General features: G+C 61.3%; 13 protein-coding genes and 1 tRNA gene. All 14 read left to right on the top strand.

Going from position 1 to position 15,680, the window contains the following annotated elements; all coding sequences use genetic code 11:
* Positions 1 to 115: EF-Tu C-terminal domain-related protein (locus tag ACFOSU_RS21020; protein ID WP_449329141.1), on the top strand; the 115-nt coding region annotated here is incomplete at its 5' end.
* A 161-nt stretch (positions 116 to 276) separates the two neighbouring features.
* A tRNA-Trp gene (locus ACFOSU_RS21015) sits at positions 277 to 352 on the top strand.
* 39 nt (positions 353 to 391) lie between these two features.
* Positions 392 to 766, top strand: coding sequence for a preprotein translocase subunit SecE (gene secE / locus ACFOSU_RS21010; protein WP_380692023.1), 375 nt, complete (start codon positions 392 to 394; stop codon positions 764 to 766).
* Between the two features lie 19 nt (positions 767 to 785).
* A complete protein-coding gene (gene nusG, locus ACFOSU_RS21005) occupies positions 786 to 1,319 on the top strand; it encodes a transcription termination/antitermination protein NusG (RefSeq protein WP_380692021.1) in 534 nt (177 codons plus the stop codon).
* Positions 1,320 to 1,415: 96 nt separating this feature from the next.
* Complete coding sequence (gene rplK, locus ACFOSU_RS21000; RefSeq protein WP_380692020.1) at positions 1,416 to 1,844, top strand: 50S ribosomal protein L11; 429 nt, start codon at positions 1,416 to 1,418, stop codon at positions 1,842 to 1,844.
* A gap of 3 nt (positions 1,845 to 1,847) precedes the next feature.
* The gene (gene rplA, locus ACFOSU_RS20995; protein ID WP_380692018.1) at positions 1,848 to 2,543 is read left to right on the top strand and encodes a 50S ribosomal protein L1; all 696 of its coding nucleotides are present in this window, start codon (positions 1,848 to 1,850) and stop codon (positions 2,541 to 2,543) included.
* Positions 2,544 to 2,822: 279 nt separating this feature from the next.
* Entirely contained in the window at positions 2,823 to 3,350 is a 528-nt protein-coding gene (gene rplJ / locus ACFOSU_RS20990) for a 50S ribosomal protein L10 (protein WP_380692017.1), read from the top strand.
* Positions 3,351 to 3,396: 46 nt separating this feature from the next.
* The gene (gene rplL / locus ACFOSU_RS20985) at positions 3,397 to 3,771 is read left to right on the top strand and encodes a 50S ribosomal protein L7/L12 (RefSeq protein ID WP_380692015.1); all 375 of its coding nucleotides are present in this window, start codon (positions 3,397 to 3,399) and stop codon (positions 3,769 to 3,771) included.
* A gap of 197 nt (positions 3,772 to 3,968) precedes the next feature.
* Positions 3,969 to 8,054 carry a DNA-directed RNA polymerase subunit beta gene (rpoB, locus tag ACFOSU_RS20980; protein ID WP_380692013.1) on the top strand — a complete coding sequence of 1,362 codons (4,086 nt, stop codon included), beginning with the start codon at positions 3,969 to 3,971 and terminating at the stop codon, positions 8,052 to 8,054.
* A 97-nt stretch (positions 8,055 to 8,151) separates the two neighbouring features.
* The gene (gene rpoC / locus ACFOSU_RS20975) at positions 8,152 to 12,393 is read left to right on the top strand and encodes a DNA-directed RNA polymerase subunit beta' (protein WP_380692012.1); all 4,242 of its coding nucleotides are present in this window, start codon (positions 8,152 to 8,154) and stop codon (positions 12,391 to 12,393) included.
* 127 nt (positions 12,394 to 12,520) lie between these two features.
* Entirely contained in the window at positions 12,521 to 12,895 is a 375-nt protein-coding gene (gene rpsL, locus ACFOSU_RS20970) for a 30S ribosomal protein S12 (RefSeq protein WP_380692024.1), read from the top strand.
* 24 nt (positions 12,896 to 12,919) lie between these two features.
* A complete protein-coding gene (rpsG, locus tag ACFOSU_RS20965) occupies positions 12,920 to 13,393 on the top strand; it encodes a 30S ribosomal protein S7 (protein ID WP_380692010.1) in 474 nt (157 codons plus the stop codon).
* Positions 13,394 to 13,446: 53 nt separating this feature from the next.
* A complete protein-coding gene (fusA, locus tag ACFOSU_RS20960; RefSeq protein ID WP_380692009.1) occupies positions 13,447 to 15,552 on the top strand; it encodes an elongation factor G in 2,106 nt (701 codons plus the stop codon).
* Positions 15,553 to 15,574: 22 nt separating this feature from the next.
* Positions 15,575 to 15,680, top strand: a 106-nt coding sequence (locus tag ACFOSU_RS20955; protein ID WP_380689254.1) for a GTP-binding protein, incomplete at its 3' end; no start/stop codon positions are given.

Here is a 15,680-nt window from a genome sequence, read left to right as displayed (position 1 = left end):
CACGATGAACGTGGAGCTGATCCATCCGATCGCGATGGAAGAAGGTCTGCGCTTTGCAATCCGTGAAGGCGGCCGCACCGTGGGTGCTGGCGTCGTTACCAAGATTACGGCTTAGTCGAAGCGGATATTGCTTGGCCGCAGCCGGCTCGATGAACTCGGGTTGGTTGCGGCCTTGTTGTCTGCGACGTCTCCCGCGGCGTCGTGACGGCAGTTGCCAAACTGGTAAACTGTGATAACATCCGCCGTCTTTTTCGCGGGCGATAAAGTTTCACGCTTAGGCCAGTAGCTCAATTGGCAGAGCAGCGGTCTCCAAAACCGCAGGTTGGGGGTTCAAGTCCCTCCTGGCCTGCCACGTGAAGCCCAGTCGTTCCTCTTTTCGATCGAGTCGTCGATGGCAACCCAAGAAAAACGTGCGAGTTCGCTGCTCGATACGGCGCTGCTGTGGCTCGCCATTGTCGTGCTGCTGGCGAGCATCGTCGGTTACTACTATTTCACGGCGCATACCGATCTGGTGCGCGTGCTCGGCATGCTGGGCGGCGTTGTCGTGGCGGTAGCGATCGCGCTCCAGACCCAGGTCGGCAAGATGGCCTGGTCCTATGCGCAGGGTTCGCGTACCGAGCTGCGCCGCATGGTCTGGCCGACGCGCCGGGAAACCATCCAGACGACGCTCATGGTGGTGGTGGTCGTGCTGATTCTCGCGATCTTCATCTGGGCGCTCGACATCGTGCTGGCCTGGGCTGTCACTCTGCTCACCGGCCGCGCCTAGGCGCTCAAGGCGAATTCTTATGGCCAAGCATTGGTATGTGGTACACGCCTTCTCGCAGTACGAGAAGAAGGTTCGCGATTCCCTCAAGGAATACGCGGCACGCGAAGGCATGGAAGATTTCTTCGGCGATATTCTCGTGCCGACCGAGGAAGTGGTCGAGATCAAGGACGGCCAGCGCCGTACCACCGAGCGCAAGTTCTTTCCGGGTTATGTGCTTGTGCACATGGAAATGAACGACGATACATGGCATCTGGTCAAGAGTGTGCCGCGAGTGCTCGGCTTCATTGGCGGCACGGCCGACCGGCCGGCGCCGATCACCGACGCCGAAGCGGATCAGATCCTCAATCGGGTGGAAGAGTCGGTCGAGAAGCCGCGGCCCAAGACCGTGTTCCAGCCGGGCCAGGAAGTGCGTGTCACCGACGGCCCCTTTGCCGATTTCAACGGCGTGGTCGAGGAAGTCAACTACGACAAGAACCGGCTGCGCGTTGCGGTGACGATTTTCGGGCGTTCGACGCCCGTCGATCTGGAATTCGGCCAGGTCGAGAAGAGCTAGAACAGAAGCACGTTCTCGCTCGATGTCGGGCGAGGATTCAATAACCACAGGGAGTCCGGGCAGGCCCGTGACGCATGCACCTGTTAGGAGTAGCAAATGGCCAAGAAAATCACAGGCTACATCAAGCTGCAGATCCCGGCCGGCAAGGCCAACCCGAGCCCGCCCGTGGGCCCGGCTCTGGGTCAGCATGGTGTGAATATCATGGAGTTCTGCAAGGCGTTCAACGCCGAGACGCAGGACATGGAGCCCGGTCTGCCGACCCCCGTGGTCATCACGGTGTTCTCCGATCGCAGCTTCTCGTTCATCAAGAAGACGCCGCCGGCGGCGATTCTTCTGAAGAAGGCGGCGGGCATCAAGTCCGGCGCCGCGGATCCGCTGCGCGACAAGGTCGGCTCGGTCACCCGCGCCCAGGTCGAAGAGATCGCCGAAACGAAATGGCCGGACCTCAACGCGGCCGATATGGACGCGGCGGTACGGATTATCTCAGGCAGTGCCCGTTCCATGGGCATCAAGGTGGAGGGCTAAGTCATGGCGAAGATGTCAAAGCGCAAGGCGGCCATCCGCGAGCAGATTGATCCGATCAAGGTCTACCCGGTCGACGAAGCGCTCGAGCTGCTCAAGAAGTTGGCCAGTGCGAAGTTCAAGGAGTCGGTCGAAGTCGCCGTCAACCTGGGCGTGAACGCGCGCAAGTCCGATCAGAACGTGCGCGGCTCCACCGTAATGCCCAACGGCACCGGCAAGAGCGTTCGCGTCGCGGTCTTCACCCAGGGCGAGAACGTCGACAAGGCGACCGCCGCGGGCGCCGACATCGTCGGCCTCAACGATCTGGCCGAGCAGATTCAGGCCGGTGAGATCAACTTCGATGTGGTCGTGGCCACGCCGGACGCGATGCCGGTCGTGGGTCGTCTGGGCCAGATTCTGGGTCCGAAGGGGCTGATGCCGAACCCGAAGACGGGCACGGTTACCGCCGACGTCGAAACCGCGGTGCGCAATGCCAAGGCCGGTCAGGTGCAGTATCGCACCGACAAGGCCGGCATCATCCACTGCGCGATCGGCAAGACCGATTTCGAGAACAAAGCGTTGGTGGAAAATCTCAACGCCCTGATTGCCGACCTGCGCAAGGCCAAGCCGGCCAACGCAAAGGGCGTGTATTTCAAGAAGGTGTCGCTGTCGACGACGATGGGTCCCGGTCTGACCGTGGACGCGGGTTCGACGCCGGCCTGAATGACGGACGCCGGCCGCGTACAAGCGCGGTCGGCGCCCACGAGAGAGTTCTTTGCAGCGCAGCCCGCTCCGTGATGGCTGCGTCGTCAAAGACCGTCAGGCGAGCTGAAGGTCTCAGTTCTTAAAGGCGACAACGCCAGCCTACGCAGATGACGTAAGTCGCTTGCGCCCCGTTGACGACAAGGGCAAGGGCGGCAGTCGTCAGGCGGACTCTTCTCCGGAGGAGTTCGATCAACCGACCGGCAGCATGCGCTGTCGGTATGTCAAGGAGTGATGACTATGGCCATGAGTTTTCAAGCCAAGCAGGCCATGGTGGCAGAAGTCAGCGATGTGGCGACACGCGCGCATTCCGCAGTACTTGCGGAATACCGTGGTCTCACTGCTGGCCAGATGGACAGCCTTCGCGTCAACGCCCGAGAGGGTGGGGCGTATCTGAAGGTGGTCAAGAACAGTCTGGCCAAGCTGGCATTGAAGGGTACGGACTACGAATGCATGAGCGACGCGTTCGTCGGACCGGTCATTCTGGGGTTCTCCCTGGAAGATGCGGGTTCCGCGGCACGCGTGGTCAGTGATTTTCGCAAGTCCAACGAGGCCCTTAAGGTCATGGCGATCTCGTTCAACGGGCAGATGCTGCCCGGCGAGCAACTGGATCGTCTGGCCAAGCTGCCGACCCGCGATGAGGCCCTGGCTCAGCTGATGCGCGTCATTAAGGCGCCTGTCGAGAAGCTGACCCGGACCACGCGCGAGCCGGTCGCCAAACTCAGCCGTACCGTGGCCGCAGTCCGCGATCAGAAGCAGGCTGCTTGAAGCAATTGAATCGGGCCGTTCGGCCCCAACGTATTAGGAGTCTATGATGGCTGCAACGAAAGAAGAAGTACTGGAAGCGATCGCCGAAATGTCCGTGATGGACGTTGTCGAGCTGGTCGAGATGATGGAAGAGAAGTTCGGCGTTTCCGCCGCTGCTCCGGTCGCCATGGCGGCTGCCGGCGGTGGTGAAGCCGCTGCTGAAGAAGAGCAGACCGAGTTCGACGTTGTGCTCGCCAGCTTTGGCGACAACAAGGTCTCCGCCATTAAGGCGGTCCGTGCCCTGACGGGTCTCGGCCTGAAGGAAGCCAAGGAAATGGTCGAATCCGCTCCGGCCACGCTGAAGGAAGGCGTGGACAAGGCGGAAGCCGAAGAAATGAAGACCAAGCTTGAAGAAGCCGGCGCCAAAGTCGAGCTTAAGTAAGGCAGGTAGCGCTCAAGTATTGCAAACGCATATTGCCGAAGACGGTATTGCAAGAACTGATAACTTGACGCATCAGGGACGATGGCTGGTGGCGGAAACGCTGCCGGCCTTTTCCCGTTGCCGCTACCCGACGCGCGCGCTATTTGGCCACGAAATGAAGCCGTTTCGTGGCAAGTCCAACCAGAGGGTTGAGTGACATGGCCTACTCGTTTACCGAGAAAAAACGCATCCGCAAGGACTTTGCAAAACAGCCGTCCGTGCTGGAGATGCCGTTCCTGCTGGCGACCCAGCTCGATTCGTATCGGCAGTTCCTGCAGAAGGACCTGGACCCCGAGAAGCGCGCGGCCAACGGTTTGCACGCGGCGTTCTCGTCGGTGTTTCCGATGTCCAGCCATTCCGGCAGTGCCGCGCTCGAATACGTCAGCTATCGCCTCGGCGAGCCCGTATTCGACGAGAAGGAATGCCGTGTCCGCGGCATGATCTATTCCGCGCCGCTACGCGTGACCGTGCGTCTTATCATCTACGATAAAGACAGCAAGGCAAACCCGAAGCCGGTCAAGGACATCAAGGAGCAGGAAGTCTACATGGGCGAAATGCCGCTCATGACCGGCACCGGCACCTTCATCATCAATGGCACCGAGCGTGTCATCGTCAACCAACTGCATCGTTCGCCGGGCGTGTTCTTCGATCACGACCGTGGCAAGACGCATTCGTCTGGCAAGTATCTGTATTCCGCACGCGTGATTCCTTATCGCGGTTCGTGGCTCGATTTCGAGTTCGATCCCAAGGACAACGTCTATGTGCGTATCGATCGTCGCCGCAAGCTGCCGGCGACCATCCTGCTGCGCGCGCTCGGTTACGACACCGAGCAGATGCTCGAGATCTTCCACGAAACCAACATGTTCCACCTGTCCGACAAGGGTGTGACCATGGAGCTGGTGCCCGAGCGCCTACGTGGTGAGACCGCGACGTTCGATATCAAGTCGGGCAAAGAGGTTATCGTCGAGGAAGGCCGGCGCATTACCGTGCGCCATATCCGCAAGCTCGAAGAAGCCGGCATCGAAAAGCTGGAAGTGCCCGAGAACTACCTGGTCGGCAAGATTCTGGCGAAGGGTATTGTCGACACCGACACCGGTGAGGAGCTGGCCCCGGCCAACACCGAGCTGACCGAAGAGCTGGTCGATGCCCTGCGCATGGCCGGTATCAAGGACGTGCCGACGCTGTACGTCAACGATCTGGATCATGGCCCGTACATCTCTAGCACGCTGATGGTCGATCCGTCGAACACGCCGCTGGAAGCGCTGGTCGAGATCTACCGGATGATGCGTCCCGGCGAGCCGCCGACCAAGGATTCGGCGGAGAACCTGTTCGAGAACCTGTTCTTCAACCCGGATCGCTACGACCTGTCGGCCGTCGGTCGGATGAAGTTCAACCGTCGTCTGGGTCGCGAAGAGGCGACCGGCGCATCGGTGCTGTCCAAGGAAGACATCATCGCCGTGCTCCAGGAACTGGTCTCCATTCGCAACGGCGTGGGCACCACCGACGATATCGATCACCTGGGCAATCGGCGTGTGCGCTCGGTCGGCGAGATGGCGGAGAACGCCTTCCGTACCGGCCTGGTGCGCGTCGAGCGCGCGGTGCGCGAGCGTCTGTCGATCGCCGAATCTGAAGGCCTGATGCCTCAGGATCTGATCAACGCCAAGCCGGTAGCAGCCGCGGTCAAGGAATTCTTTGGCTCCTCGCAGCTGTCGCAGTTCATGGATCAGAACAATCCGCTGTCCGAGGTCACGCATAAACGTCGCGTGTCCGCACTCGGGCCGGGCGGTCTGACCCGTGAGCGCGCCGGTTTCGAAGTCCGTGACGTGCATCCGACCCATTACGGTCGTATCTGCCCGATCGAGACGCCGGAAGGCCCGAACATCGGCCTGATCAACTCGCTGTCGGTCTATGCCCGCACCAACGAGTACGGCTTCCTGGAAACGCCGTACCGCAAGGTCGTGGACGGCACCGCGCAGACCGAAGTCGAATATCTGTCGGCGATCGAAGAAGGCCGCTACGTGATCGCGCAGGCCAATGCCCGCGTGGACGAAAACGGTGTGCTGGTCGACGAGCTGGTGTCCTGTCGTCACCAGAATGAATTCGCCATGTCGACGCCGGATCGCGTTCAGTACATGGACGTGTCGCCGAAGCAGATTCTGTCGGTAGCCGCGTCGCTGGTGCCCTTCATTGAGCATGACGACGCCAACCGCGCCCTGATGGGCTCGAACATGCAGCGTCAGGCCGTGCCCTGCCTGCGTGCCGACAAGCCGCTGGTGGGTACCGGTATCGAGCGCAAGCTGGCGATCGACTCCGGCAACGCGGTGACCGCACGCCGCGGTGGCGTGGTCGACAAGATCGACGCCTCGCGTGTCGTGGTTCGTGTTTATGACGACGAGACCTCGGCAGACGAAGCCGGCGTCGATATCTACAACATGGTCAAGTACACGCGTTCCAACCAGAACACGTGCTTGAATCAGAAGCCGCTGGTTAAGCCCGGCGATCGCATCCAGCGCGGTGACGTGCTGGCCGATGGTCCGAGCACCGACATGGGCGAGCTCGCCCTGGGCCAGAACCTGCTGGTGGCGTTCATGCCGTGGCACGGTTACAACTTCGAGGATTCCATCCTCATCTCCGAGCGGGTGGTCGAGGAAGACCGCTTCACCTCGGTGCATATCGAAGAACTGACCTGTGTGGCGCGCGAGACCAAGCTCGGGCCGGAAGAGATCACCTCGGATATTCCGAACGTGAACGAATCCGCGCTGGGCAAGCTGGACGAGTCCGGTATCGCCTATATCGGTGCCGAAGTGAAGGCCGGCGATATTCTGGTCGGCAAGGTCACGCCCAAGGGCGAAACCCAGCTGACTCCGGAAGAAAAGCTGTTGCGTGCCATCTTCGGCGAGAAGGCGTCCGACGTGAAGGATTCGTCGCAGCGTGTTCCGCCGGGCATGGACGGCACCGTGATCGACGTGCGCGTATTCACGCGTGACGGCGTCGAGAAGGATGCCCGAGCCCTGTCGATCGAACAGGACGAGCTGGACGAGGTCCGCAAGGATCTCAACGACCAGCAGCGTATCTTCGAGGACGATCTGTTCGATCGCCTGCGTTCCATGCTGCTGGGCAAGGTCGCCGACGGTGGCCCGAACAAGCTCAAGGCCGATGCCAAGGTCACCGCGGCCTATCTGGACGGCCTGGATCGTGGCAAGTGGTTCGATATCCGCCTGGCCAGTGAAGACGCGCAGTCGCAGCTGGAAGCCATTGCTCAGCGCCTGAAAGACCAGAAAGCCGACTTCGAGCGTCGTTTCACCTCGAAGAAGGAAAAGATCACCCAGGGCGACGAGCTCGCGCCGGGTGTGCTGAAGATGGTCAAGGTCTATCTCGCGGTGAAGCGCCACGTGCAGCCCGGTGACAAGATGGCCGGGCGTCATGGCAACAAGGGCGTGATCTCCCAGATCGTGCCGGTCGAGGACATGCCGTATCTGGAAGACGGCACGCCGGCCGACATCGTGCTCAACCCGCTGGGCGTGCCGTCGCGCATGAACATCGGGCAGGTGCTGGAAACGCATCTGGGCTGGGCCGCCCGCGGTATCGGTCTGCGTGTGGGCGAAATGCTCGAACAGCAGCAGGCGATCGGCGAGATTCGTGAGTTCCTGAAAAAGGCGTACTACACCGAAGGTGGCGCCCAGGAAGACATCGACAGTCTCGACGACGACGAAATGCTGGTGCTGGCTCAGAACCTGGTCGGTGGCATGCCCACCGCCACGCCGGTGTTCGATGGTGCCAACGAAGACGAGATTCGCGCGCTGCTCAAGCTCGCGGGTCTGCCGGAATCGGGTCAGGCCACGCTCATCGACGGTCGGACCGGCGAAGAGTTCAGTCGTCCCGTCACGGTCGGTTACATGTACATGCTCAAGCTCAACCATCTGGTTGACGACAAGATGCATGCGCGTTCCACCGGTCCGTACAGCCTCGTCACCCAGCAGCCGCTGGGCGGCAAGGCGCAGTTCGGCGGTCAGCGCTTCGGCGAAATGGAAGTCTGGGCCCTGCAGGCGTATGGCGCTGCCTACACCCTGCAGGAAATGCTCACGGTCAAGTCGGATGACGTGACCGGACGCACCCGGATGTACAAGAACATCGTCGATGGCGATCACCAGATGCATGCCGGCATGCCGGAGTCGTTTAACGTACTGACCAAGGAAATTCGTTCCCTTGGTCTGAATATCGAACTCGAGGAAGACGATCAGTGACGGGTTGCGGCGGCCCGGTGATCAATCACCGGGCTGGTTGCGACGGTTGCCCATCGTCGTGTGACGTGCCGATGCCCCTCACGATCCGGAGTAGAACATGAAAGATCTGCTGAATCTGTTCAAAAGTCAGGAAGAAGTCGAAGAGTTCGACGCCATCAAGATCGGTCTGGCCTCGCCGGAAACGATCCGCTCGTGGTCGTTCGGCGAAGTCAAGAAGCCAGAAACCATCAATTACCGGACCTTCAAGCCGGAACGTGACGGGCTGTTCTGTGCGCGTATCTTTGGCCCGGTCAAGGACTACGAGTGCCTGTGCGGCAAGTACAAGCGCATGAAGCACCGTGGTGTGATCTGCGAGAAATGCGGCGTCGAGGTCACCCAGACCAAGGTGCGTCGTGAGCGCATGGGTCATATCGACCTGGCCTCGCCGGTTGCCCATATCTGGTTCCTCAAGAGCCTGCCGTCGCGTATCGGCCTGCTGCTGGATATCCCGCTGCGCGCGATCGAGCGCGTGCTCTATTTCGAAGCCTATGTGGTTACCGATCCGGGCATGACCCCGCTCGAGCCGTATTCGCTGCTTTCGGAAGAGGAATACCTCGACACGGTCGAGCAGTACGGGGATGAATTCGACGCCAAGATGGGCGCCGAGGCCGTACTCGACATTCTCAAGAACATGGACATGGCCGCCGAAGCGCAGCGTATGCGCGAAGAGCTGGCCGCGACCGGTTCCGCGACCAAGATCAAGCGTCTCGGCAAAAGGCTCAAGCTGCTGGAGTATTTCCAGCAGTCGGCCAACAAGGCCGAGTGGATGATTCTGCGCGTGCTGCCGGTGCTGCCGCCGGATCTGCGTCCGCTGGTGCCGCTGGACGGCGGCCGTTTCGCGACCTCGGATCTCAACGATCTGTATCGGCGCGTGATCAACCGCAACAACCGTCTGCGTCGCCTGCTGGAGCTCAATGCGCCGGACATCATCGTGCGCAACGAAAAGCGCATGCTGCAGGAATCCGTGGATGCGCTGATCGACAACGGCCGTCGTGGCCGTGCGATCACCGGCTCCAACCGCCGCCCGCTCAAGTCGCTGGCCGACATGATCAAGGGCAAGCAGGGCCGCTTCCGTCAGAACCTGCTCGGCAAGCGCGTCGACTACTCCGGCCGTTCGGTCATCGTGGTCGGCCCGACGCTCAAGCTGCACCAGTGCGGTCTGCCCAAGAAGATGGCGCTGGAGCTGTTCAAGCCGTTCATCTATTCGCGTCTGCAGCATCTGGAGCTGGCCTCCACGATCAAGGCGGCCAAGAAAATGGTCGAGCGCGAAGAGCCGGAAGTCTGGGACATGCTCGAGGAGGTCATCCGCGAGCACCCGGTCATGCTCAACCGTGCGCCGACCCTGCATCGTCTGGGCATCCAGGCGTTCGAGCCGGTGCTCATCGAAGGCAAGGCGATCCAGCTGCATCCGCTGGTCTGCACGGCCTTCAACGCCGACTTTGACGGCGATCAGATGGCCGTGCACGTGCCGCTGTCCATCGAGGCACAGCTGGAAGCGCGTGTGCTGATGATGGCGTCGAACAACATCCTGTCGCCGGCCTCCGGCGCGCCGATCATCGTCCCGACCCAGGACGTCGTGCTGGGTCTGTACTGGATGACCCGTTCGCGCGTGAACTGTGCCGGCGAGGGCATGGTGTTCTCCGACGTGGCCGAGGTATTCCGTGCCTATGACGCCAAGCAGGTCGACCTGCAGGCGCATATCAAGGTCCGCCTGAGCGACGACGTGGTGCTGGATGAAGACGGCAAGGCGTCGCCGGTGGCCCATATCGTGGAGACCACGGTCGGTCGCGCCATGCTGTCCGAGATTCTGCCCACCGGTCTGCCGTTTTCGCTGATCAACCGCGAACTCGACAAGAAGGCCGTGGGCGCTGTGATCAACTCCAGCTACCGTAATGTGGGTCTGAAGGACACGGTCGTGTTCGCCGATCAGCTCATGTACACCGGTTTCCGGATGTCGACCAAGGCAGGCATTTCGATCGCCATCGGCGACATGGTCATCCCCGACGAGAAGGTCGTGGTGCTCACGCGCGCCGAGGGCGAAGTCAAGGAGATCGAGGAGCAGTACACCTCGGGTCTGGTGACTCAGGGCGAGCGTTACAACAAGGTCATCGACATCTGGTCGCGTGCCAACGAGCAGATCGCCAATGCGATGATGGATAAGCTCGGCACCGACGAAGTCACCGATTCGGAAGGCAATCCGATCGATCAGACCTCGTTCAACTCGATCTTCATGATGGCCGACTCCGGCGCCCGTGGTAGTGCTGCCCAGATCCGCCAGCTGGCGGGCATGCGTGGCCTGATGGCCAAGCCGGACGGCTCGATCATCGAAACGCCGATCACCGCGAACTTCCGCGAGGGGCTGAACGTACTCCAGTACTTCATCTCCACGCATGGTGCGCGTAAGGGTCTGGCCGATACCGCGCTCAAGACCGCAAACTCGGGTTATCTGACCCGGCGTCTGGTGGACGTGTCCCAGGACGTGGTCGTCACCGATCACGACTGCGGCACCGACCGCGGCGTCATGATGTATCCGATCGTCGAAGGCGGCGACGTGGTGGAACCGCTGCGCGAACGCGTACTGGGCCGTGTGCTGGCCTCGGACGTGATCGACCCGGCGACCAACCACACGCTGCTGGATGCCGGCAGCCTGCTGTCCGAGAAACAGGTCGAGCTGCTCGAAGAGTATTCGATCGATGAGGTGCATGTACGCAGCCCGATCACCTGTGAGGCCACATTCGGCGTCTGTGCCCAGTGTTATGGTCGCGATCTGGCCCGCGGTGAGCAGGTCAGCATCGGTGAGGCCGTGGGCGTCATCGCCGCGCAGTCGATCGGTGAGCCCGGCACCCAGCTGACCATGCGCACCTTCCACGTGGGCGGCGCCGCATCGCGTGCCGTGTCCGCTGACGGCGTCGAGATCAAGACCGACGGCACCGTCAAGCTGCACAACATCAAGACCGTGCAGCACGCCGAGGGTGGCCATCTGGTGGCCGTGTCGCGTTCCGGCGAGATCGGCGTCATGGACGAGAATTCGCGTGAGAAGGAACGCTACAAGATCCCCTACGGTGCGCGTCTGCACGTTGCCGACGGCGAGCAGGTCAAGGCCGGCGCACGGCTGGCCGACTGGGATCCGCACACCCATCCGATCATCTCCGAGGTCGCCGGCAAGGTGAAGCTCGAGGAGTTCATCGAGGGTGTGACCGTACAGCGCGATATCGACGAGATCACCGGCGTGTCCACGCTGGTCGTGACCGAGCCGAAATCGCGTGGTTCGGCGAACAAGGATCTGCGTCCGGTCATCAAGCTGCTGGACGACGAAGGCCAGGAACTCACGTTCCCCGGCACCGAGATTCCGGCAGCCTACAGTCTGCCGCCGAAAGCGATCGTGGTTGTCGAGGACGGCCAGGAAGTGGTCGTCGGCGACGTCTGTGCCCGTATCCCGCAGGAATCGTCCAAGACCCGCGACATCACCGGCGGTCTGCCGCGTGTCGCCGACTTGTTCGAAGCGCGCAAACCCAAGGTGCCGGCGATTCTCGCCGAGGCCGCGGGCACCGTGCGGTTCGGCGAGGCCACCAAGGGTAAGCAGCGTCTCAAGATCGTCGACGGCGACGGCTACGAGAACGAGATCCTGATTCCGAAGTGGCGTCAGATCAACGTCTTCGAGGGTGAGCACGTCGAGAAGGGCGAGATCATCTCCGACGGCGAGCCGTTGCCGCACGACATCCTGCGTCTGCAGGGTATCGCCAAGCTGGCGGACTATCTGGTCAAGGAAATCCAGGACGTCTACCGGTTGCAGGGCGTGCGCATCAACGACAAGCACATCGAAGTGATCGTGCGTCAGATGCTGCGTCGCGTCGAGATCACCGATGCCGGTGATACCACCTTCCTGCAAGGCGAGCAGACCGAGTACCAGACGTTGCTGGCGGAGAACCGCCGGGTCGAGGCCAAGGGTGAGATCGGCGCGACCTACGAGCGTCTGCTGCTGGGCATAACCAAGGCCAGTCTGTCGACCGAGTCGTTCATCTCGGCGGCGTCCTTCCAGGAGACCACGCGTGTACTCACGGAAGCCGCGGTTCGCGGTGCCCGGGACGAGCTGCGCGGCCTCAAGGAAAACGTTATCGTGGGCCGCCTGATTCCGGCCGGTACCGGCCTGGCATACCACGAGCAGCGCCGTCGCGAACGCCAGGGTCCACTGGACCTCAAGGCGGCGCTGGCGCCACGTGCGGCCGAGCCGGCGGAAGTCGAAAGCGAAAGCTCCGAGACCGAGTCGACCCCGGAGTCGAGTAACGAAGACTCGGCGTGATGCGCCGGTGGCGTGTGTTTGTGCTTGACACGGGCGCACGCCACCATTAGTATCCGCCGTCCTCTATCGGCAGTCCGACATGTGTCGGACTGCCTTGTTTTTTTTATCGATCGAGCAGGGTGACGACGTGTCCACGGTCAACCAATTGGTCCGCAAGGGCCGCAAAGACAAGCCCCAGAAAAATGACGTCCCTGCGCTGCAGGGTTGTCCGCAGCGTCGTGGCGTGTGCACGCGTGTGTATACGACGACGCCGAAGAAGCCGAACTCTGCTTTGCGTAAAGTCGCGCGAGTTCGTCTGACCAACGGTTTTGAAGTAGCCAGCTACATCGGCGGCGAAGGTCATAATCTTCAGGAGCACTCCGTGGTACTCATCCGCGGCGGTCGTGTGAAGGATCTTCCCGGCGTGCGGTATCACACGGTGCGTGGCGCACTCGACGCCTCCGGTGTCGAGGCTCGTCGTCAGGGCCGTTCCAAGTACGGCGCCAAGAAGCCGAAGTCCTGATCTAACTGACACGGAAGTAAAGCTATGTCCCGTCGTGCATCCGCGCCGCGCCGCGAAATCCTGCCTGATCCTCGCTACCACAGCGAGCTTCTGGCCAAGTTCATGAACATGATCATGGAAGATGGCAAGAAGTCGAAGGCAGAAGCCATCGTCTACGGCGCCTTGAGCCAGATCAGCACCAAGAAGGGCACCGACGAGCCGTTGGAAGTCCTTCAGGAAGCGCTCGACAATGTGCGCCCCGCGGTCGAGGTCAAGTCCCGTCGTGTCGGTGGTGCCACCTATCAGGTGCCGATCGAAGTGCGCGCGATTCGCCGCACCACGCTGGCAATGCGCTGGGTGATCGATGCCTCGCGCAAGCGTGGCGAGCACTCCATGGCGCAGCGTCTGGCGGGCGAGCTTATCGATGCCTCCGAGCATCGCGGTGCCGCGGTCAAGAAGCGTGAAGACACGCATCGCATGGCCGACGCCAACAAGGCTTTCTCGCACTTCCGCTGGTAAGCGCGCGGTCGCGCTGCTACCCAATTGCAAGAAAAGCTTAAAGAGAACTATTCATGGCCCGGAATCATCCCCTCGAACGTTATCGCAATATCGGCATCATGGCCCACATCGATGCCGGCAAGACGACGACCACGGAACGCGTTCTGTTCTATACCGGCATTTCCCACAAGATGGGCGAAGTGCATGACGGTGCCGCCGTGATGGACTGGATGGCACAGGAGCAGGAGCGCGGCATCACCATCACGTCTGCTGCCACCACCTGTTTCTGGAAGGGCATGGAACAGCAGTATCCGGATCAGTACCGGATCAACATCATCGACACCCCCGGACACGTGGACTTCACCATTGAAGTCGAGCGTTCGCTGCGTGTGCTCGATGGTGCCGTGTGTGTGCTGGATGCCAACGCCGGCGTCGAGCCGCAGACCGAGACGGTCTGGCGCCAGGCCAACAAGTACCACGTGCCACGCATCGTGTTCGTCAACAAGATGGACAAGCTGGGTGCGGATTACTGGCGTTGCCTGGAGATGATGGAGTCGCGCCTGGCGAGTACGCCGGTGACCTTGCAGCTGCCGATCGGCGCCGAAGACGAATTCGAGGGCATTGTCGACCTCATTCGCATGCAGGCGATCTACTGGAATCAGGAAGACGGTGGTCGTACCTTCGAGGCGCGCGACATTCCCGCGCATCTGCAGGCAGATGCCGAGAAATATCGCGAAGCAATGGTCGAGGCGGCTGCCGAGGCCGACGAAGAGGTCATGGAGAAATATCTCGAGGCCGGCGAGCTGAGCGTCGAAGATATAAAGGCCGGGTTGCGCAAGCGCACCATCAACAACGAGATCACGCTGACCATCTGCGGCACCGCCTTCAAGAACAAGGGCGTGCAGGCAATGCTCGACGCGGTCGTCGATTATCTGCCGTCGCCCACCGAAGTGCCGCCGATCAAGGGTCTGGATGCCAACGATCCGGAAGTGAAGATCGAGCGCCCGGCCAAGGACGACGCGCCGTTCGCCGCGCTGGTGTTCAAGATCGCAACCGATCCGTTCGTCGGCTCGCTGTCGTTCATTCGCGTGTACTCGGGCGTGCTCGCCTCGGGCGACTCGGTCTACAACCCGATCGAGAACAAGAAAGAGCGCGTCGGCCGCATCCTGCAGATGCACTCCAACTCGCGTGAAGAGATCAAGGAAGTGCGCGCTGGCGATATCGCCGCCGTGGTCGGCCTGAAGAACGTCACTACCGGCTATACGCTGTGCGCGGTCGACTCGCAGGTCATCCTCGAGCGCATGGAGTTCCCGGAGCCGGTTATCGCCGTCGCCGTGGAGCCCAAGTCCAAGGCCGATCAGGAAAAGATGGGCGTGGCCCTGTCGAAGCTGGCGCAGGAGGATCCGTCCTTCCGTGTGCGCACCGACGAGGAAACCGGCCAGACCATCATTTCCGGCATGGGCGAGCTGCATCTGGAGATCATCGTTGATCGCATGAAGCGCGAGTTCAACGTCGAAGCCAATGTCGGCGCGCCCCAGGTGGCTTACCGCGAAACCATTCGCAAGCAGGTCGAGCAGGAAGGCAAGTTCGTTCGCCAATCCGGTGGTCGCGGCCAGTACGGTCACGTCTATCTGCGTGTCGAGCCTCAGGAAGAGGCCGGCATGGGCTACGAATTCGTCAACGCCATCACCGGCGGCGTGGTTCCCAAGGAATACATCGGCGCGGTCGACAAGGGCGTGCAGGAAGCGATGACCAACGGCGTCGTCAGCGGCTATCCGATGGTCGATATCAAGGTCACCCTCTACGATGGGTCGTACCATGATGTTGACTCTAACGAAGTTGCGTTTAAGATAGCCGGCTCGATGGCGTTCAAGGACGGTGCTCGCAAGGCATCGCCTGTGCTGCTCGAGCCGATGATGGATGTCGAAGTCGTGACTCCCGAGGATTACATGGGTGACGTCATGGGCGACCTCAACCGTCGTCGTGGCAACCTGAAGGGCATGGAAGACATTCCCACCGGCAAGCAGATTTCTGCCGAAGTGCCGCTGTCGGAGATGTTTGGCTACGCGACCGACCTGCGCTCGATGAGCCAGGGTCGCGCGACCTACACCATGCAGTTCGAGAAATATTCGGAAGCGCCTTCGCATGTTGTCGAAGCGCTCACCAGAAACCAACAGTAATTAGGCATAAGAGGAACGCGTCGTGTCCAAATCAAAATTCGAGCGTAACAAGCCGCATGTGAACGTCGGCACGATTGGTCACGTTGACCATGGCAAGACGACGTTGACGGCCGCGTTGACGGTGGTAT

The organism is Salinisphaera aquimarina (assembly GCF_042643355.1).
In the GTDB taxonomy this organism is placed as follows: Bacteria; Pseudomonadota; Gammaproteobacteria; order Nevskiales; family Salinisphaeraceae; genus Salinisphaera; species Salinisphaera aquimarina.
Note: the sequence above shows the minus strand (reverse complement) of the source record. Positions and strands in the feature narration are given on the sequence as shown.

Excerpts from the sequence above, each read along its gene's own strand:
- secE (WP_380692023.1), top strand. The coding sequence starts at position 392 with ATGGCAACCCAAGAAAAACGTGCGAGTTCGCTGCTCGATACGGCGCTG.
- nusG (WP_380692021.1), top strand. The coding sequence starts at position 786 with ATGGCCAAGCATTGGTATGTGGTACACGCCTTCTCGCAGTACGAGAAG.
- rplK (WP_380692020.1), top strand. The coding sequence starts at position 1,416 with ATGGCCAAGAAAATCACAGGCTACATCAAGCTGCAGATCCCGGCCGGC.
- rplA (WP_380692018.1), top strand. The coding sequence starts at position 1,848 with ATGGCGAAGATGTCAAAGCGCAAGGCGGCCATCCGCGAGCAGATTGAT.
- rplJ (WP_380692017.1), top strand. The coding sequence starts at position 2,823 with ATGGCCATGAGTTTTCAAGCCAAGCAGGCCATGGTGGCAGAAGTCAGC.
- rplL (WP_380692015.1), top strand. The coding sequence starts at position 3,397 with ATGGCTGCAACGAAAGAAGAAGTACTGGAAGCGATCGCCGAAATGTCC.
- rpoB (WP_380692013.1), top strand. The coding sequence starts at position 3,969 with ATGGCCTACTCGTTTACCGAGAAAAAACGCATCCGCAAGGACTTTGCA.
- rpoC (WP_380692012.1), top strand. The coding sequence starts at position 8,152 with ATGAAAGATCTGCTGAATCTGTTCAAAAGTCAGGAAGAAGTCGAAGAG.
- rpsG (WP_380692010.1), top strand. The coding sequence starts at position 12,920 with ATGTCCCGTCGTGCATCCGCGCCGCGCCGCGAAATCCTGCCTGATCCT.
- fusA (WP_380692009.1), top strand. The coding sequence starts at position 13,447 with ATGGCCCGGAATCATCCCCTCGAACGTTATCGCAATATCGGCATCATG.